This is a genomic window from Aquabacterium sp. TM01, assembly GCF_057808345.1.
This window is the reverse complement of record NZ_AP046529.1, coordinates 3601386-3618415: the sequence shown is the minus strand read 5'-3', so window position 1 is coordinate 3618415 and position 17030 is coordinate 3601386. Positions and strand designations below refer to the sequence as shown.

The following is a 17030-nucleotide window of genomic DNA, read 5'->3' as shown; positions in this document are numbered from 1 at the left end:
CCACACACGGAGGCTGGATGTCGGACGCGTACTCACACCAGGCGGCTCAGGCTGCGGCGGCTGCGGTTCCGTCCCCCATGGTGGCCGCGGTGGAGCCTGCCCCTCTTCAAGAGGCCGTGGCCCCGCCGGCACGCAAGCGCCCCAAGCCCGGTGAGCGTCGTGAGCAGATTTTGCGGGCCCTGGCCACGCTGCTCGAACAGCCCGATGCAGATCGCATCACCACGGCGGTGTTGGCCAAGCACCTTCAGGTCAGCGAAGCGGCCCTGTACCGTCATTTCGCCAGCAAGGCGCAGATGTTCGAGGGCCTGATTGCTTTCATCGAAGACAGCCTGTTCACCCTGGCCAACCAGGTCCAGGCGCGTGAGCCCGACCCGGCCCAGCAGGTGGCCCGCCTGCTGGCACTGGTGCTGCAGTTCGCACAGAAGAACCCCGGCATGTGCCGCGTGATGGTGGGCGATGCCCTCATCCTGGAGCATGCGCGTCTGTCGGTGCGCATCAACCAGCTGTGGGATCGGCTGGAGTCCTTGCTGCGCCAGAGCCACAAGGCGGTGGCCGAGGCGCGCGGCTCGCTCACGCCCACGGTCGATGCGCAGGCCGGGGCCTCGCTGGCGGTGAGCCTGTTGCTGGGTCGCCTGCAGCGCTTCGTGCGCACCGGCTTCCAGCGCCTGCCCACCGAGCACCTCGACGCCAGCGTGCAGCAACTGCTGCGCTGAGGCCTGCCCCAACGTGTCCACGCGTGCAGGTGAGGTGCGGCAGTCGCTACACTGCCCGCATGACGACGCTTGACCCTGCCCTGATCTCCCTGCTGCAACGTGCCGAGTCGCTGGTGACGCGACTGGATGCCTTGCTGCCTTCCTCTCAACAAGCCGTGGCCGAACCCGATTGGTCGGCTTCGGTGGCGTTTCGCTACCGCAAGCGCAGTGGCCAGGCCTGGGCGGCTGGTCGCTTGGAGCCGGTGCGCCACGTGGCCCACATCACCTATGCCGATCTGCAGGAAGTGGACACCCAGAAAGCGCGCTTCACCCGCAACCTGGCACAGTTCGTGGCGGGCAAGCCGGCCAACAACGTGTTGCTGTCAGGGGCACGCGGCACGGGCAAGTCGTCCCTGGTCAAGGCGGGTCTGCAGGCCCACGCGGCACAGGGCCTGCGCCTCATCGAGGTGGACAAGGCCGACATGATTGACCTGCCCGATCTGATCGAGCTGGTGAGCACCCGTCCCGAGCGCTTCATCATCTTCTGCGACGACCTCAGTTTCGACGAGGGCGAGCCCGGCTACAAGGCCCTCAAATCCATCCTCGATGGCACCGTGTCCGCGGGCGGCGACAACGTGCTGCTGATGGCCACGTCCAACCGCCGCCACCTGCTGCCCGAGTACCACGCCGACAATGCCACCTACAAACACACCAGCGATGGCGAGCTGCATCCCGGCGAGGCGGTGGAGGAGAAGATTTCCCTGTCCGAGCGTTTCGGGCTGTGGATCAGCTTCTATCCCTTCACGCAAGACGAGTACCTGGCCATCGTGGCGCAGTGGCTGGCCCATTTCGGCCTGCCCGACGGGGTGATGGACGTCGCGCGTCCGCAGGCCTTGTTGTGGGCGCTGGAGCGCGGCTCCCGCTCGGGCCGCGTGGCCTACCAGTTCGCGCGTGATTACGCCGGCCGTGACCACACCGGAGCCGACCATGTCTGAGACCTCAACCGAGCGCAAGTCGTACCACGTGATGGACGCCACCGACCGCACGCCGGTCGAAGTCGCCGTGGGCGTGCTCATCGAGCGCGATGCCCAGGGGCGCGAAAGCCGCTTCCTGATGACCTCACGACCACAAGGCAAGGTCTACGCGGGGCACTGGGAGTTTCCGGGCGGCAAGTTGGAGGCCGGCGAAACGGTCGAACAGGCCTTGCGCCGCGAGCTGCACGAAGAGATCGGCATCACCATTGGCGAGGCCCATCCTTGGCAGGTGGAGGTGATGGACTATCCCCATGCACGGGTGCGCCTGCATTTTTGCAAGGTCTACGACTGGCAGGGTGAGTTCGAGATGAAGGAGTCGCAACACATGGCCTGGCAGACGTTGCCGGTGGAGGTGGTGCCGGTCTTGCCAGGCACCATCCCGGTGTTGCAGTGGCTGGCCGCAGAGCGGGGCCACACCGGCTTGACGCACCACGAGGCGGGTCAGCCGGTTTGAGCGACGCGCCTCAGCCGAGGCGCGGCCGATCAGTTGCTGGCAGCGCTGGCCACGGCCGATGCGGCCTCCACCGCCACAGCGGCTTCGCTGGCAGGTGCCGATGCGCCCGAAGCTGCGCTTTCGCTGTGCTCCACTTCGATGCCGTGCTTCTCACCGCCCATGTCGATGTTGCCACCGCTCTTCATCAGCACGAAAATGGCCAGGACCGCGAAGGCCACAAAGGCCACCAAAATCTTCCACATGGGATTCTCCTGAAAGTGGTTCACAAAGATGGATGCCTGTTGGGCATCGGCGCCACCCGGCGTGGGGCAGCGCGGGACATTGTGCGTCACACCCAGGGGGGCACTCTCTTGGTAGCTTCCCGGGGGCGGGCATGAAAAAAGCCCGGCAGAGCCGGGCTTGATGCGTGTCAGGGGCTGAACTCGTCAGTGCAGCCCTTGGCAGGGGGCGGATCAGCTCAGTTGCTGGCTGACCAGCTTGGTCAGTTCGAACATGGTGACCTGGTCTTTGCCGAAAATGGGCTTGAGCTTGGCATCGGCATTGATGTTGCGCTTGTTGGCCGCGTCTTGCAGGTTGTGGGCCTTGATGTATTCCCAGACCTTCTTGGTGACCTCGGTGCGGGGCAGCGGGGCAGCACCGATCACGGCGGCCAGCAGCGGGCTGGGGGTCAGAGGCTTGAGGAAAGCCGCATTGGGGGCGCGCTTGGCTGCCGGAGCCTTGGTGCCTTCGGCCTTGGCCGGGGCTTTCTTTGCAGTTGCCATGTGTATCACTCCAATTTTGGTGAGTCAGATCTGATTCGAGCCCAGATGTTGGCCGCATGTGTGTGCAGCGATCTGGGGCTTGCCTCGGCGATGGTAATGCTTTTCCTGGGCAAAACCGCCTGGTGGCACCCTTTGTACCGTGTCGTCGCCCGTGAAAATCACATGGTGGTGGCCTTTGGTGTTCAATCGGGGGGCGCGTTTTCCGCGAGCTGTCCTATTTTCCCGGAGTTCTGGATGTTGCCTCAAGCCGTGTTGGCCCAGCCTTTCCACCTGCCACGCGGTGGCGTGGTGAAGAACCGTGTGTGCAAGTCGGCGATGAGTGAGGCGCTGGGCACACGTCAAGGGCGGGCCACGCCCGAGCTTGCGCGCCTGTACGGGGCCTGGGCCGATGGCGGCGTGGGCCTGTGCATCACCGGCAATGTGATGATCGACCGATGGGCACTGGGCGAGCCGGGCAATGTGGCCATCGAAGACGACAGTCAGATGGCTGAGCTGCAGGCCTGGGCACAGGCCGCCACCCGCCACGGCACGCAGTGCTGGGTCCAGCTCAACCACCCCGGCAAGCAGGCCCCCAAAGGCCTCAACAAGGAGAATGTGGCGCCTTCGGCCGTGCCGTTTCGCAAGGACATGCAGGCCTTCTTCCCCACCCCACGCGAACTCACCGATGCCGAGGTGCGCGAGTTGATCGCGCGCTTTGGCCGTGCGGCCGGCATCGTCAAGCGCGCCGGCTTCACGGGCGTGCAGATCCATGGCGCGCATGGTTACCTCGTGAGCCAGTTCCTGTCGCCGCACCACAACCAGCGCAGCGATGAGTGGGGCGGCTCGGCCGAGAAGCGTCGTCGTTTTGTGCTGGCCGTGCTGGCGGCGATGCGCGCCGAGGTGGGGGCGGACTTCCCCATCGGCATCAAGCTGAATTCGGCCGACTTCCAGCGCGGGGGCTTCACGGAGGAAGAGTCGCTCGACACCATCCGCGCCTTGGCGCAAGCGGGCATCGACCTGATCGAGATCTCGGGTGGGACGTACGAGGCGCCCGCTATGACGGGCGTGAAGACGGCGGACGCCCCGGTGAGGGAGAGCACCCGCCAGCGCGAGGCCTACTTTCTGGCATTTGCCGAGAAGGCGCGCCAGGCGGTGTCCGTGCCGCTGGTGGTGACGGGGGGCTTTCGTTCGCTGGAGGGCATGGCGGCGGCGCTCACGTCGGGCGCGGTGGACCTGGTGGGTCTGGCGCGGGCTGTGGCGATCGAGCCGGATGTGGTCAACCGGCTGTTGAGCGGGCAGGCCCCTCGTGAGCAGGTGCGGCCGATCAAGACGGGCATCCCGCCGATCGACCGCATGGGGCTGATGGAGGTGAGCTGGTACACCGGACAGCTCAAGCGCATCGGGCGTGGCGAGGCGCCGCGGCCGAACGAGAGCGCCTTGTGGGTCTTTTTGAAGACCGTGTTCAAGCAAATGGGGTGGGGGCGCAAGAAGCGGCCCACGCGGCTGCGGGCGACGTGAACGGTTGACGCGGTTGTCGCCCTCAGGGGCGCACCAGCAGCCCTCGGTGGATGTCGGGCACGGTGGAACAGCCGCACAGGGCCATGGCGATGGCCAGCTCATCTTGAAGCAGGCGCAGCACATGCGCCACCCCGAGGGCGCCCACGGTGGCCAGGGCGTAGACATAGGGGCGGCCAATCAGCACTGCCTGTGCCCCCAACGCCAGCGCCTTGAGTACATCGGTGCCCCGGCGGATGCCGCCATCGACCAGCAGGCATACATCGCCCCCCACCGCATCGGCGATGCGCGGCAAGGCCCAGGCGCTGCTCACGGCCGTGTCCAGTGTGCGGCCGCCATGGTTCGACACGATCAGGCCGTGAACGCCCAGACGCAAGGCTTCACAGGCATCGTCTTCGTGCAGCACGCCTTTGAGCAGGATGGGCAGCCGGGTCTGGGTCTGCAGCCAAGCGATGTCCGACCAGGTCGGTGCCTGGGCCAGCACGGTCTCCCAGCCTGCGTCCGCCTGGGCGCGCAAGGGCGGCGTGTCGAGGTTCACCTGCATCCCGGCGGGCATCTGAAAATGGGCGCGCCGCTCGCGGTCACGGGCACCGTGGGTGGGCGCATCCACGGTCACCACCAAGGCTTCATAGCCAGCTGCCTCGGCGCGTTGCACCAGGGCCAGCGTGGCACCTCGGTCGGCTTGCAGGTACAGCTGCATCCACAACGGGCCGTGTCCGGGTTCGCTCAAGTAGGCTTGCGACACCTCTTCCAGTGGGCTGCTGGCCTGGGTGCTCAGGATCAGGCCTGCGGCCTGGGCGGCGGCGGCATAGGCCACGCCGAGCTCGCCATCGGGGTGGGCCAACTGGTGCGCGGCCACCGGGGCCAGCAAGATGGGGTGGGCCAGTGGGCGGCCCAGCAGCGTGGTGCGCAGGTGCGCGCCGTGCAGGGGCTTCAACACTCGAGGGTGCAGCAGCCAGTCCGACCAGGCTTGCCGGTTGGCTCGCAGGGTGAGCTCGTCCGCCGCTCCGCCACTGAGGTAGGCCCAGGTGGCTTCGGGCAGGCGGGCTTGGGCGTGTCGCGCATAGTCTTCCAGATTGACCACGTCCTCTGGAATGTGTCGCGAGGGCGGCTGCGCTGCCATCAGGTGTCTGCCCACAGGCGCAGCAGGTTGTGATACGTGCCGGTCAGGCCCACCATGGGGCCGCTTTCGCCGTGGGCGTCGCGCAGGCGCATGAGGTTCATGTCCAGGTCGAACAGCAGACGGCGCTGATCGTCGCTGCGCACCATGCTTTGGACCCAGAAGAAGCTGGCGACCCGATGGCCTCGCGTGACGGGCTCGACGCGGTGCACGCTGGTGCTGGGGTACAGCACCATGTCTCCGGCCGGCAGCTTGACGCGCTGCTGGCCGTAGGTGTCGTTGATGACCAGTTCGCCGCCGTCATAGTCGGCAGGGTCGGCGATGAAGAGGGTGCAGCTGACGTCAGTGCGAACCTTCTCGGCCGTGGCGGCGACGTGCATCACGGCACCATCCACATGATCGCCGTAGAAATTGGTGTCCCCGCCATAGCGGTTGAACTGCGGCGGGAAGATCTTGCGGGGCAGGGCGGCCGAGAAAAACAGGGCATTGCGGTTGAGGGCCTGCAACACCAGTTGCTGGGCGGCTTTGGCCGTGTCCGTGCCGGTGGTGATTTGTTCGTTGTTCTTGGCCTGCACCGCTTGGGTGCCGGCGGTGGCGCGCCCATCGCGCCATGCGGCTTCGTCCAGGAGGCTGCGCAGTTCGCGCAGTTCGTCTGAGGTCAGGACATCAGGGATGTGAAGCAGCATGGCGACGAGGGCGTGGTGGAACTTAGAACGAGGCTTTCAGCGAGACCTGCACGCTGCGGGCCGCACCGGGCGCGTAGAAGCCGCGGTAGAGCGAGTCAGCATACAGCTCGTCGGTCACGTTGGTCACGTTCACCTTGACGCTCATGCTTGAATCGATCTTGTACTCGGCCATCAGGTCCAGCGTGGTGAACGCGTCGGCCATGAGGGCGCGGTTGCCTTCCGGGTTCTGTTCGCCGCGGTGGTTCAGGCCGCCGCCCACGCGCCACTTGGGGGCCAACTGGTAGGTGGTCCACAGGCTGGCGCTGTGCTTGGGCGTCAGGCCAGGGCGGTCACCAAGACGCTGGGCATTGCCGGTGAGCACATTGCTCTTGTCGATGCGTGCCACCGGAATCCAGGTGTACGACAGGTAGGCGTCCCACTTGGGTGTGATCTGGCCGGCGATGTCGATGTCCAGGCCCTTGGCATGACGCTTGCCTGACAGCAGTTGCTGCGCGGCGGCCGTATCCGGGTCGGTGTTGCGTTCGTTGTACTTCTCTGTGTAGAAGGCCGATGCATTGACCGACAGGCGTTGCTCGAAGAGGTCCAGCTTGGTGCCGATCTCGAAATTGCGGCTCTTTTCTGCCGGCGTGTTCGCATCCTTGGTGCTGGGGCCTTGCACGGCGAACTGGTAGGTGTCACCCGACGTGTTGAACGATGTGCCGTAGGACGCGTGGAAAGAGGCCCAGTCGCTGGGTTGGAACAAGGCGCCCAGGCGCTGACTGGTCAGGTTGTCCGCGCGATCGAAGTGCCCGCCGGTGGCGGTGTCATAGCTGGCCTTGAACCGATCATGACGCAGGCCGGCCAGCAGCTTGAACGTCGGGCTGATTTCCAGCATGTCCTGGACATACAGACCCAGATTGCGCGAGGTGAATTCATTGAACGCCGCTGGCGCGCGTGTGTCGGCGATGCTCTGACCAGCGTCGGGATGGCCCACCGTGGTGTCCGGGCGAACGCCGCCAGCGTAGCTGTTGGCGCGCTTGGCTTCGTCCTGAGACCAGTCCAGACCTGTGATCAGGTTGTGGCGCAGGCCTGCCAGCTGGAATTTGTTGCTGTAGTCGCTTTGCAGCACGGTGCCATCGGTGACGGCGATGCGGCCCTTTGAGCCACGACGCAGGATGGTGGCATCGCTGAGGTTGGCAGGCGTGGTGGCGACGCCGTTGGTGGTGCCGAAGGACACGGTCGTGGCCCATAGTTCACGCTTGTAGCGGCCATGGCGCAGCGTGGTCTTGAGTTCCCCGCCATCGCCGAAACGGTGCAGGTGGCTGAGCGTGCCGTACGTCGCGTGACCGCGGTTGTAGTCGCTGTCCATGCCGTAAAAGTTCTTGGCATCCAGGGTGGGCACGATCTTGCCGTTGACGCTGAACCAGGGGTGGTTGTAGATCGGGTTGTTGTCGTACTCCAGGTGGAAGAGGCCAACCGTGAACTCATCGTCTGTGCCGATGCCCCAGCGGTAGGTGGGCGCAATGCCCTTCTTGGAAACGGTGGCGCCGTCGTTGTTGGCTTCCTGAACCATGGCGTTGATCCGCAGTGCCGCCGCGTCGCCGGTCTTGATGTTGAAATCCCCGGTCAGTCGCACTTCCTTGCCGGTGCCCAGGGCGGCTTCCACCTCATGCTGGGTCATCAGGAACGGTTGCTTGCTGACCTGGTTGACCACACCGCCCGTGGAGCCGCGGCCGAACAACATCGAGGCCGAGCCCTTGAGCACTTCGACGCGGTCGTTGTTGAAGGTGTCGCGCTCATACAGCGAGGGGTCACGCATCCCGTCGATATAGAGGTCGCCGGCTTGGCTCAGTGAGAAACCACGCAGGCGCACGTCCTCTTCGCCCGTTTCGCCGGCCTGGAAGGTGATGCCTGCCGTGGTGCGCAGCAGGTCTTTCAGGTCATCGAGGTTGCGGTCATCCATCAGCTTTTCCGTCACCACAGTGATGGATTGGGGCACGTCACGCAGGGCCTGTTTGCCCTTGCCGATGCTGGTTGAGACGGCTTGGTAGCTCGTCTTGGCTGCAGGCTTGCGGTCGGCCTGAGCCTTGACCGACACCGACGGCAAAGTCTGCACGCTGGCGTCTTCGGCCGGGCTCACCTGCGCGCTGGCGGGAGCGGCTTCAGGGGCGGCAACGCTTTGGGCCAGCGCGGCCGAGCCGATCAGGCTCAGACCCACACCGGCGGCCAAGGCGCCCAGGGGCAAAGCTGTCGAGCGGGGGCTACCCTGGGCGGGCGCGGGGGACAACACAGTACGGGACATGAACCAAGTGCTCCAAAAATGAAAGCCCTCTCACAGGGCGAATCGTTCCCGCGGGGCATGACCAAGTGGTTGCTGCGGATAAAGTAGAGCAAATGATAATGATTCGCAATAGCAATGTAAAGCCGTGCGTTGTATTCATGCACGCGCCACACGACAACGCCGGCACCCAGGCCGGCGTTGCGTCTCACCTCGACGAGCCCGTCGGGCTCATCCATCCGCTCAACGGCTCACCGTCTTGCTCGGCCCAATCTTCGGCGCGGTCTTCACGCTCCAAATCATCGTGATGGCCAAAATGCCGATCACCACGCCCAGCGACACCAGCACCGGGATCTTGTAGAGGTCGATCACCAGCATCTTGGTGCCGATGAACACCAAGATCACTGCCAGGCCATAGTTCAGCAAGTGAAACTTGGCCGCCATGGCCGCCAGCAGGAAGAACATCGCCCGCAGGCCCAGGATGGCGAAGATGTTGGACGTCAGCACGATGAAAGGGTCGGCCGTGATCGCATAGATGGCGGGAATCGAGTCCACCGCAAAGATCACGTCCGTGAAGCCGACCAGCGTCACCACCAGCAGCAGCGGGGTGGCAATGCGGGCTCCGTTTTGCACGGTCCAGAAGCGCTCGCCATCGAAGTGCTTGCTCACGGGCATGACCTTGCGCAAGATCTTCAGCGCCGGGTTGTCTTCCAGATCGGACTCCTCATCGGCACCGCGCCACATCTTGATGCCCGTGAGCAGCAAGAAGGCGCCGAACACATACAGGATCCAGTGGAACTCCGCGATCAACCAACCGCCGATCAGGATCATCACCGTGCGCAGCACGATGGCCAGGATGATGCCGATCATCAGCACCCGCTTCTGGTAGGCCGCCGGCACCGAGAAGTAGGTGAAGATCATCAGGAAGACGAAGATGTTGTCCACCGCCAGCGACTTCTCGATGAGGTAGCCAGTGAGGAACTCCAGCGCCTTGGTGTGGGCCACGGCCGCGCCCTGATCTTGCGCAAAGGCCCACCACAACAGCCCCGTGAAGGCCAGGCTCAGAGCCACCCAGATGGCCGACCATCGGATCGCCTCCGGCACGGTGACCTCGTGAGCGCCTTGTTTCTTGAGGACCACGAAGTCCACGAACAAGGCCAACAACACAAAAACGATGAAAACGGACCACAACCACAGTGGGGCTAGGGTATGCATGCAAACTCCTCTCGGCACGAACATGGGCAACCCACCCTGGGTTGCACAACATGAAGCGCCGAAAGGTCTTGCAAAGCAGACAGGCGTCTGCCGTGTGCCCCGGATGGGTGGCCCAGGCGGGCACCCAACGTGTTGACGAGGCGTCACCCGCGCATGAGCGTGGTGCTACTCCCCCTTCGGTCTGCGCAAATGATACCCAAGACCGCGAACCCCTGCGGTGAGCGTGGGGGCATGGGCAAAAAAAAGGCCGCCAAGAGGCTGGCCCCTTGGCGGCGAAGGAAGAGAAGGTGGAGCCCCACGCTCCACCTACACCATGGCTGGTGTCGCTGGCGACCACAAGGAGAGCGTGTGGTCGCTTGCATGAATGTTAATGCGAATCATTCGCAAATGATGCATTAACCATGTTGCTAGAATGGTCACATTAGCTGTCGTCTCGCAGGTCGGCTCGCTGCTGACGCTGCCAGACCTTGAGACGGGCATCCATCACGCTCAGCTCGATCACATCGGCCGCGTTGGGGCGCCGAAAGCGCTGGTGCGCCCCCTGGATGCGGTCGATGGCGCCGGGCAGGTCACCCAGCGCAGCGGTGGCTTCGGCATCGGCCCGGATGGCGCGAAGCGGCTGGTCCAGTCGGCGCCACAGCTCCGACAGCAGAGCCCAGGCGGCGGCATCCTGCGGGTGCTGGCTGACATGGGGCTGCAGCTGGTTGGCGGCCTCGCGCCAGGTGCTGACCTGGGTGCTGCCGGCCGGTTGGGCCAGTGCCAGGCGGGCATTCAGCAGCAACTCGGGGCGACCCGCCGAGGGGGACACCATCGGCGAGGGCAAAGCGGGTCGTGCCAGAACCGTCGCGGCCTCCTGCGGGCGCTGCGCTTCCAGCAGGCCGTCGGCCTCGCTCAGTGTCAGGATGCGCCACACCAGGGGTTGTTGTGCAGCGGGCAGGTTCATGGCGGCTTGGCGGGCCTGGGCCATGGCGGCCGCAGCGCCGGCCACTTGACCGGTGCGTTGCTTCGCCAGGGCCACGGTGTAGTGCACACGCACCTGCTGTAAGGGGCTGGCGCCTTCGGGCTGGGCCAGGGTGGCCAGCCGATGCAGGGCATCGCTGCGCGGGTCCATCAGCACCTGGGCGCGGGCCGACATCAGGGCATGCCAAGCCGTCCGCTGGTGCTCGGAGGGGCCCGTCTGCAGGGCGCGTGTCCAGCCATCGGGCCCCATGCGCGCGCGCGCCTCGCCGATGCGCTCGCTGGTCAGCGGGTGGGTGCGCAGATATGGGAAGCTGCCGTCGTCATTGAGGCGCGAGGCCTGCTGCAGGTGTTCGAACATGCGCGCCATGCCGCCGGGCTCGAAACCCGCTTCGGACAGCACCGTGAAGCCGACCCGGTCGGCCTCGCGCTCCATGTCGCGCGAAAAGTTCAACTGCCCCTGGATTGTGGCAGCCTGCCCGCCGTAGATCAGGGCCTGGGCGGCGGCCGGGTTGCGACTGGCCGCCAGGATGCCCAGCACCATCGAGGCCATGCTCATCCACGAGGTGCGGGCCTGCTGCCCCATCATGCGGGCGATGTGGCGTTGCGTCACGTGCGACAGCTCGTGCGCCAGCACCGAGGCCAGCTCATCGGTCGTCGTGGTCATCGCCATCAGGCCCAGGTGCACCCCGATGTAGCCCCCGGGCAGCGCAAACGCGTTCACCGACTTGTCGCGCACCAGGAAGGGCTCCCAGGCGTGGCTGTCGTCCAGGTCCGGGCCGATCTCACCGCGCTGGCGGGCCGCACTCAGCAGGTCGCCCCACAGCGCCTGCACATACTCCAGCACCAGCGGGTCGTCGATCACGGCCGGGTCGCTTCGGATCGCGCGCATGATGCGGTCCCCCAGACGGCGTTCAGCCCGTGGCGACAGATCTTGTCCCACCGCGTCGCCAAGGGCCGGCAAGCTCAAGGGCGCGGCGGGAGGGGGGCTTTCCTGCGCCAGCACGCCGGTGCTCACGGGCACCGTGCACAGGGCCAGCGCCAGGGCGCAGGGCCAGTGCGGGAGGCGCTGACGCGACGCCAGCGCCGCAAGTCGGTGGAGACCGCCGGTCAAAGGAGGGAGCAAGGCCATGAACGCAAAAGTCGAACGAGACGGTGCAGTATGCTGCGAAGCCATGTCCTTGAGAGCCTGCGGGTGTCTCAAAGTTCGGCTTCTTGAATTTCTTTACGCAGCGCCATGACCGAGTTGACCCATTTCGATCCGCAGGGCCAGGCCCACATGGTGGACGTGTCCGCCAAACCTGCCACCGTGCGGGTGGCGGTGGCCCAGGGCCGCATCGTGATGCTGCCCAGCACCCTGGCGCTGATCGCCCAAGGCCGTGCCGGCAAAGGCGACGTGCTGGGGGTGGCTCGCATCGCCGCCATCCAGGGTGCCAAGCGCACGGCCGACCTCATCCCGCTGTGTCATCCGCTGGCGCTGTCGAAGGTGGCCGTCGAGTTTGAACTGGACGACGCGGCCAGCGCCGTCACCTGCCGCGCCACGGTGCAGACCGTGGGCCCCACTGGCGTCGAAATGGAGGCCCTCACTGCGGTGCAGGTGGGCCTGCTCACCATTTACGACATGTGCAAAGCTGCGGAAAAAGGCATGGTCATCACCGACGTGCGCCTGCTCGAAAAGCAGGGCGGCAAGTCGGGGCACTGGCAGGCGGCCTGAGGCAGCCCACCACGCGTCGCCCTCAGGGTAGCAACTCCCGCCACGCGTAATGACGCTGCGGTGGCGCGCACTGGAAGGGCGGCTCCTGGCCTGACACCGGGGCGGCATCGCAGGCCGCCAAAAAGGCCTTGGCCGACCCATTCTTGAACTCCTTCAGCCGCGCCACCACAAAACGAGCCTTGTCGACCTCGCCATGCTCCGCCAGCGAGCGGGCATAGGCCATCATCAGGCGCGCATCCAGCAGGTTGTGCAAGGTGCGGCGAAACGCCTGCGGGGGCGGGCTGGGTTCGTCCTTGTCCACCACCGTGACATCGGCATAGTCGGCCTGGTAACCCCACCAGGGCATCTGCTTGGCAAAGGCAATCCGCCGCTCCAGACTGGAGGCACCAGGGCGCGGCGCATAGATGTTGGCGGCGGCCTGGTAGTCCAGCGCGCACCAGAGGGCCATCAGGGCCATCACCACACCACCGGCCAGTCGCCAGCGGGGGCGGCCGGCGTCGGCAGTGCGGGCTGCGCCCTGGCGTGCCGCCAGGCCCAGGCCCCAGGCAAAGGCCGTGGGCAGCAGAAAGTAGCTGTACCACAGCGGGTACTCCAGCAAGCTGTGCAGCCCCGCGGTGGTCACGATCACTGCGGCCGCGCCCACGGTGGCGGGCTCACCCGTCTGGCGCTCCTGCTCCGAGCCGGGGCGCACCAGGGCCCACCAGCCCCACCAGGCCAGCAGGCTCAGCACGATGGCCGCCGGCAATCCCAGCTCCACCGCCCATTGCAGCACCACGTTGTGCGTGTGGTCAAAAAAGGCCACAGGCCGGTTGGGGAAGGGCGTCAAGGTCCAGGCGAGGTTGAACTCACCGTAGCCCACACCCCACCACGGGTGCTGTTGGATCAGGCTCAGCACATTGGCCCATATCTTGAAACGTGACGAGGAAATGTCGCTGCTGTCATGCAGACGCGTCTCCCCCGCAAAGGCCACGGCCCGGTCGGCATGGGCCAGCAGCCACATCCCGCCCCACCAGGCGCCGTACACCAGCGGAGCGGCCACCAGCGTCACGCGCAAGGTGCGGGGCAGGCGGCGGTCCAGCACGCCCCAGGTCGTCAGGAAGACCATGGCCACCATGCCCGTGCGCGAGGCCGTCAGCACGATGCCGCCGATGCACAGGGCCACGCCCAGCGCCGCCACATCCGGGCGCAGGCGCCGACGCGCGCCCAACCAGGCCGCTGCCGCTGCCGCGAACACCAGCAGGGTGCTGAAATGGTTGGGCTGGCGCAGATTGCCCACCGCGCGGCCCGCCATGTTCGGGCTGGCAATCAAGGTGCCGTCGGCCCAGCTGGGTATGAACACCTGCACCGCAGCCAGCAGCAGGCCCACTCCCCCCGCCAGAGCCAGCGCGCCAAAGAACAGCTCCGCGATCACGTCACGTGTGGCGGCGCGGCCTTGCTGCCAGCCGCTGTGAAACGCCAGCAAGGCGGCCAAGCTCAGCCCCCCGCCCATCAGGCTCAGCCCGCCTGGCAGGGTGCCGAACGCGCCTGAACCGAAGGCCGCCGCCGCCAGCACGCCCAGCAACCCGGTCAGGGCCCAGCGGCCCGCCTGCGCCCGTGGCGCTGCAGCCGGGTCCAGCCCGCCGGGGGCGCGGCCCATCCAGGCCAGCCACAAGCCCCAGCCCAGCACGGCCAGGGCCTGGTTGTAGAAGGTCACGGAAGGTGGGTCGTGGGCCGCAATCAAGGTGGGGGCCACGATGGCCAGCAAGGCCCAGGCCCACCCGGCGGGGGACAGGGTCACAGGCGTGCGCCCCAGGGGCGGGATGCCAACATCAGGTGTGCTCATGGGCCGTTATTGTCAGGCCAGTCGCGCCTGCAGATTGACCTGTCTCAAGAGACGAAATCTTTTCCATGCGGCGTGTCGATGATCCAGACAAACCCCCATGTCATGCCCTTGTCATCGGGCTTGGACATGGGCACACTGGATTTCCGGGTGGCGCACAAAGCATCTCTCAGGTGCCCAGTCAGCCGGTTGTTTTCAACCCCCCTGCTCTCGAAAGGAGGCAGTATGAATTTGACGATCAGTGGCCACCATCTTGAAGTGACTCCCGCATTGCGCGAGTACGTGATGACCAAGCTGGAGAGAGTGACCCGTCATTTCGACCAGGTCGTGGACATCACGGTGCTGTTGTCGGTTGAAAAGCAAAAGGAAAAGGAACGTCGCCAGAAAGCGGAAGTGACTTTGCACGTCAAGGGCAAGGACATCTTCGTGGAAAACTCGCACGAAGACCTCTACGCTGCCGTTGACCAGTTGATGGACAAACTGGACCGTCAGGTCTGCCGTCACAAGGAACGTACCCAGGATCACCAACATGAATCCATCAAGCACCATGACCTCGGAATGGATGCCATGCAATAAGCACGCGGTTGACCGCGTTGTGAGCAGTGTGCTTGGTGTGGCCTGATTGCGGGTCGCCAGCGCAGGTAAGCACCAAGTTGACGGCCCTCAGGGGCCGTTTTTCATGGGCGAAGGGTCGCCGCAGCCTGTGTGACTTGCTGCGGCGCAGCATTAGGCGCAAAATCCGGTTAAACCCCAGTCTTTTTCCTATAATCCGCCGCTTACCCCTCCCCCTCGTCGGGGCATGGCCTTTGCCGCCCAGCCTGCTTGTAACCAGATGAACCGTCTTTCCGCCATCCTTCCCGCCAGCCAGGTGCTGGTGGATGTGGACGCCACAAGCAAGAAGCGCGTCTTCGAAGCGGCAGGCTTGCTGTTCGAGAACCAGCATGCCATCGCTCGGGCCACGGTCACCGACAACCTGTTTGCGCGCGAACGCCTGGGCTCCACGGGCTTGGGGCACGGCGTGGCCATCCCCCATGGCCGCATCAAGGGCTTGAAGCACCCGCTGGCGGCGGTCATCCGCCTCAGCCACCCGATCCCGTTCGACGCGCCCGACGACGAGCCCGTCAACCTGCTGATCTTTCTGCTGGTGCCCGAGGCCGCCACCCAAAGCCACCTCGAGATCCTCTCGGAGATTGCGGAAATGCTCTCCAACCGCGAACTGCGTGAGCGTTTGCGCACCGAAACCGACGCCGTCGAGGCGCATGGCCTCATCGAGCGCTGGCAACCCCTCAAATCGGTAGCCTGATCCGACCGCAGGCTTGCGCTTGCGGCATCATGGGGCTCTGAGTAGGACGCCCCCCACCTTATGCCCGTGAGCCTCAAAGAACTTGCCATCATCAGCGCCGAGGCGCTGTTCGAAGCCAACCGACCGGCCCTGCACTGGGAGTGGGTGGCCGGACATGCCCACCCTGAGCGCCGGTTTGACGAAGCCGCCGTGCAGTTCGCCCAGTCCGCGGCCGACCTGGTTGGCTATCTCAATTACATCCATCCCTATCGCGTCCAGATCGTCGGGCGTCGCGAAACCGCGTATTTCACGAACGCCACCCCCGAGGATCAGGAACGTCGCATCCAGCGCATCGTGACCCTGGAGCCCCCAGTGGTGGTGGTGGCCGATGGAGAGGCGCCCTCCGAGAAGCTGATGGCCATGTGCGGCCGCGCCGGCATCCCGTTGTTTGTGACCCAAGAGCCTGCGGGGCACGTCATCGACGTGCTGCGCGGCTACCTCACCCATCACTTTGCCGAGCGCATCACCCGCCACGGCGTGTTCATGGACATCCTGGGCTTGGGCGTGATGCTCACCGGCGAGTCCGGCCTGGGCAAGAGCGAGCTGGGCTTGGAGCTGATTTCCCGTGGACATGGCCTGGTCGCCGACGATGCGGTCGATCTCTACCGCGTCTCGCGCACCGCCATCGAAGGCCGTTGTCCCGAGCTGCTGCAGAACCTGCTGGAAGTGCGCGGCATCGGCCTGCTCGACATCAAGGCCATCTTTGGGGAAACCGCGGTGCGTCGCAAGATGCGCCTCAAGCTCATCGTGCACCTGGTGCGCAAGGAAACCATGGAGCGCGAGTTCGAGCGCCTGCCCTATGAGCCCCTGTACGAAGAGGTGATGGGGGTGGCCGTGCGCAAGGCCGTGATCGCCGTGGACGCCGGCCGCAACCTGGCCGTGCTCGTCGAAGCCGCCGTGCGCAACACGGTCTTGCAACTGCGCGGCATCGACACCTACAAGGAATTCACCGAGCGCCACCAGCGCGCCATGGAGCGCGGTGGTCGTTGAGGTGGGGGTTCAACCGTGATGGTGTGAGTGCCCGCCGGTGCCGGCCTTGGTCTGGCATTCCGGTCGGTTGCAGACCACGTACAGCGACAGGGCGTGATCCTGCAGCTTGTAGCCGCGCTCTTCGGCGATCTGCTGCTGACGCCGCTCGATCTCGGCGTCGTAAAACTCTTCCACCCGGCCACAGTGCACGCACACCAGGTGGTCGTGGTGCTGCCCTTCGTTCAACTCGAACACGGCCTTGCCGGCCTCGAAGTGGTTGCGCGACAGCAGGCCGGCCTGCTCGAACTGCATCAGCACGCGGTAGACCGTGGCCAAGCCAATGTCCGAGCCCTCATTGAGCAAGACCTTGTAGACCTCTTCGGCCGTCATGTGGCGCTGCGCGGCCTGTTGAAAGACCTCGAGGATCTTGATGCGCGGCAAAGTGGCTTTGAGCCCGCTGCTCTTGAGTTCTTCTGCGTGATTCATGGTGGGCTCCGTCGTGCGGGCAGTTCTTGA

17 protein-coding genes are annotated in these 17030 nt (G+C 65.5%); 8 read left to right on the top strand and 9 right to left on the bottom strand.

Annotation, left to right across the window (positions count from 1 at the left end):
• Positions 1–17 precede the first annotated feature (17 nt).
• From slmA to AC3WW4_RS16745, 3 genes are read left to right on the top strand one after another with little or no spacing between them, the layout of a single operon-like run.
• The gene (gene slmA, locus AC3WW4_RS16755) at positions 18–713 is read left to right on the top strand and encodes a nucleoid occlusion factor SlmA (protein ID WP_488829566.1); all 696 of its coding nucleotides are present in this window, start codon (positions 18–20) and stop codon (positions 711–713) included.
• 59 nt (positions 714–772) lie between these two features.
• Complete coding sequence (locus AC3WW4_RS16750; RefSeq protein ID WP_488829565.1) at positions 773–1687, top strand: ATP-binding protein; 915 nt, start codon at positions 773–775, stop codon at positions 1685–1687.
• Positions 1680–2180, top strand: coding sequence for an NUDIX domain-containing protein (locus AC3WW4_RS16745; RefSeq protein WP_488829564.1), 501 nt, complete (start codon positions 1680–1682; stop codon positions 2178–2180). The genes AC3WW4_RS16750 and AC3WW4_RS16745 overlap by 8 nt, the downstream gene beginning before the upstream one ends.
• Positions 2181–2209: 29 nt before the next feature.
• On the opposite strand, the gene AC3WW4_RS16740 is transcribed toward AC3WW4_RS16745, so the two are convergent.
• Both AC3WW4_RS16740 and AC3WW4_RS16735 read right to left on the bottom strand, forming a co-directional pair.
• On the bottom strand, positions 2210–2422 hold the full coding sequence (locus AC3WW4_RS16740; RefSeq protein WP_488829563.1) for a hypothetical protein: 213 nt from the start codon (positions 2420–2422) through the stop codon (positions 2210–2212).
• Between the two features lie 210 nt (positions 2423–2632).
• A complete protein-coding gene (locus AC3WW4_RS16735) occupies positions 2633–2941 on the bottom strand; it encodes an SWIB/MDM2 domain-containing protein (protein WP_300157166.1) in 309 nt (102 codons plus the stop codon).
• 234 nt (positions 2942–3175) lie between these two features.
• Here AC3WW4_RS16735 and AC3WW4_RS16730 point away from each other — a divergent pair, with 234 nt between their 5' ends.
• On the top strand, positions 3176–4438 hold the full coding sequence (locus AC3WW4_RS16730; protein WP_488829562.1) for an NADH:flavin oxidoreductase/NADH oxidase family protein: 1263 nt from the start codon (positions 3176–3178) through the stop codon (positions 4436–4438).
• 22 nt (positions 4439–4460) lie between these two features.
• On the opposite strand, the gene AC3WW4_RS16725 is transcribed toward AC3WW4_RS16730, so the two are convergent.
• The 5 genes from AC3WW4_RS16725 to AC3WW4_RS16705 all read right to left on the bottom strand — a co-directional run bounded on the left by AC3WW4_RS16725 (position 4461) and on the right by AC3WW4_RS16705 (position 11802).
• A complete protein-coding gene (locus tag AC3WW4_RS16725) occupies positions 4461–5558 on the bottom strand; it encodes an alpha-hydroxy acid oxidase (RefSeq protein ID WP_488829561.1) in 1098 nt (365 codons plus the stop codon).
• Positions 5558–6241: a Fe2+-dependent dioxygenase gene (locus tag AC3WW4_RS16720; protein ID WP_488829560.1), complete on the bottom strand. Its 684-nt coding sequence runs from the start codon at positions 6239–6241 to the stop codon at positions 5558–5560. The genes AC3WW4_RS16725 and AC3WW4_RS16720 overlap by 1 nt, the downstream gene beginning before the upstream one ends.
• A gap of 22 nt (positions 6242–6263) precedes the next feature.
• Positions 6264–8522 (bottom strand): TonB-dependent receptor, encoded by a 2259-nt coding sequence (locus tag AC3WW4_RS16715; RefSeq protein ID WP_488829559.1) that lies wholly within the window; start codon positions 8520–8522, stop codon positions 6264–6266.
• A 219-nt stretch (positions 8523–8741) separates the two neighbouring features.
• Positions 8742–9713 (bottom strand): TerC family protein, encoded by a 972-nt coding sequence (locus tag AC3WW4_RS16710; RefSeq protein ID WP_488829558.1) that lies wholly within the window; start codon positions 9711–9713, stop codon positions 8742–8744.
• Between the two features lie 421 nt (positions 9714–10134).
• Positions 10135–11802, bottom strand: coding sequence for a M48 family metalloprotease (locus tag AC3WW4_RS16705; protein ID WP_488829557.1), 1668 nt, complete (start codon positions 11800–11802; stop codon positions 10135–10137).
• A gap of 105 nt (positions 11803–11907) precedes the next feature.
• Here AC3WW4_RS16705 and moaC point away from each other — a divergent pair, with 105 nt between their 5' ends.
• Positions 11908–12384 carry a cyclic pyranopterin monophosphate synthase MoaC gene (gene moaC, locus AC3WW4_RS16700; RefSeq protein ID WP_488829556.1) on the top strand — a complete coding sequence of 159 codons (477 nt, stop codon included), beginning with the start codon at positions 11908–11910 and terminating at the stop codon, positions 12382–12384.
• A gap of 22 nt (positions 12385–12406) precedes the next feature.
• Here the strand turns inward: moaC and AC3WW4_RS16695 are convergent, their stop codons facing one another.
• Complete coding sequence (locus AC3WW4_RS16695; protein WP_488829555.1) at positions 12407–14206, bottom strand: PglL family O-oligosaccharyltransferase; 1800 nt, start codon at positions 14204–14206, stop codon at positions 12407–12409.
• A 222-nt stretch (positions 14207–14428) separates the two neighbouring features.
• On the opposite strand from AC3WW4_RS16695, the gene hpf reads away from it, so the two are divergent.
• The 3 genes from hpf (at position 14429) to hprK (ending at position 16535) form a co-directional block, all read left to right on the top strand.
• Positions 14429–14779, top strand: coding sequence for a ribosome hibernation-promoting factor, HPF/YfiA family (gene hpf / locus AC3WW4_RS16690; protein ID WP_488829554.1), 351 nt, complete (start codon positions 14429–14431; stop codon positions 14777–14779).
• Between the two features lie 256 nt (positions 14780–15035).
• Positions 15036–15506, top strand: coding sequence for a PTS sugar transporter subunit IIA (locus AC3WW4_RS16685; RefSeq protein WP_488829553.1), 471 nt, complete (start codon positions 15036–15038; stop codon positions 15504–15506).
• 66 nt (positions 15507–15572) lie between these two features.
• On the top strand, positions 15573–16535 hold the full coding sequence (gene hprK / locus AC3WW4_RS16680; protein ID WP_488829552.1) for an HPr(Ser) kinase/phosphatase: 963 nt from the start codon (positions 15573–15575) through the stop codon (positions 16533–16535).
• Between the two features lie 9 nt (positions 16536–16544).
• Here hprK and fur read toward each other — a convergent pair whose 3' ends face one another.
• Positions 16545–17000: a ferric iron uptake transcriptional regulator gene (fur, locus tag AC3WW4_RS16675; RefSeq protein ID WP_488829551.1), complete on the bottom strand. Its 456-nt coding sequence runs from the start codon at positions 16998–17000 to the stop codon at positions 16545–16547.
• Between the last annotated feature and the right edge of the window lie 30 nt (positions 17001–17030).

What these genes read in the sequence shown, in the direction of transcription:
- AC3WW4_RS16725 (WP_488829561.1), bottom strand. Translation starts at nt 5,558, where the DNA reads ATGGCAGCGCAGCCGCCCTCGCGACACATTCCAGAGGACGTGGTCAAT.
- AC3WW4_RS16740 (WP_488829563.1), bottom strand. Translation starts at nt 2,422, where the DNA reads ATGTGGAAGATTTTGGTGGCCTTTGTGGCCTTCGCGGTCCTGGCCATT.
- AC3WW4_RS16695 (WP_488829555.1), bottom strand. Translation starts at nt 14,206, where the DNA reads ATGAGCACACCTGATGTTGGCATCCCGCCCCTGGGGCGCACGCCTGTG.
- AC3WW4_RS16730 (WP_488829562.1), top strand. Translation starts at nt 3,176, where the DNA reads ATGTTGCCTCAAGCCGTGTTGGCCCAGCCTTTCCACCTGCCACGCGGT.
- AC3WW4_RS16710 (WP_488829558.1), bottom strand. Translation starts at nt 9,713, where the DNA reads ATGCATACCCTAGCCCCACTGTGGTTGTGGTCCGTTTTCATCGTTTTT.
- AC3WW4_RS16750 (WP_488829565.1), top strand. Translation starts at nt 773, where the DNA reads ATGACGACGCTTGACCCTGCCCTGATCTCCCTGCTGCAACGTGCCGAG.
- AC3WW4_RS16735 (WP_300157166.1), bottom strand. Translation starts at nt 2,941, where the DNA reads ATGGCAACTGCAAAGAAAGCCCCGGCCAAGGCCGAAGGCACCAAGGCT.
- fur (WP_488829551.1), bottom strand. Translation starts at nt 17,000, where the DNA reads ATGAATCACGCAGAAGAACTCAAGAGCAGCGGGCTCAAAGCCACTTTG.
- AC3WW4_RS16705 (WP_488829557.1), bottom strand. Translation starts at nt 11,802, where the DNA reads ATGGCCTTGCTCCCTCCTTTGACCGGCGGTCTCCACCGACTTGCGGCG.
- moaC (WP_488829556.1), top strand. Translation starts at nt 11,908, where the DNA reads ATGACCGAGTTGACCCATTTCGATCCGCAGGGCCAGGCCCACATGGTG.
- slmA (WP_488829566.1), top strand. Translation starts at nt 18, where the DNA reads ATGTCGGACGCGTACTCACACCAGGCGGCTCAGGCTGCGGCGGCTGCG.
- AC3WW4_RS16720 (WP_488829560.1), bottom strand. Translation starts at nt 6,241, where the DNA reads ATGCTGCTTCACATCCCTGATGTCCTGACCTCAGACGAACTGCGCGAA.
- hpf (WP_488829554.1), top strand. Translation starts at nt 14,429, where the DNA reads ATGAATTTGACGATCAGTGGCCACCATCTTGAAGTGACTCCCGCATTG.
- AC3WW4_RS16715 (WP_488829559.1), bottom strand. Translation starts at nt 8,522, where the DNA reads ATGTCCCGTACTGTGTTGTCCCCCGCGCCCGCCCAGGGTAGCCCCCGC.
- AC3WW4_RS16745 (WP_488829564.1), top strand. Translation starts at nt 1,680, where the DNA reads ATGTCTGAGACCTCAACCGAGCGCAAGTCGTACCACGTGATGGACGCC.
- AC3WW4_RS16685 (WP_488829553.1), top strand. Translation starts at nt 15,036, where the DNA reads ATGAACCGTCTTTCCGCCATCCTTCCCGCCAGCCAGGTGCTGGTGGAT.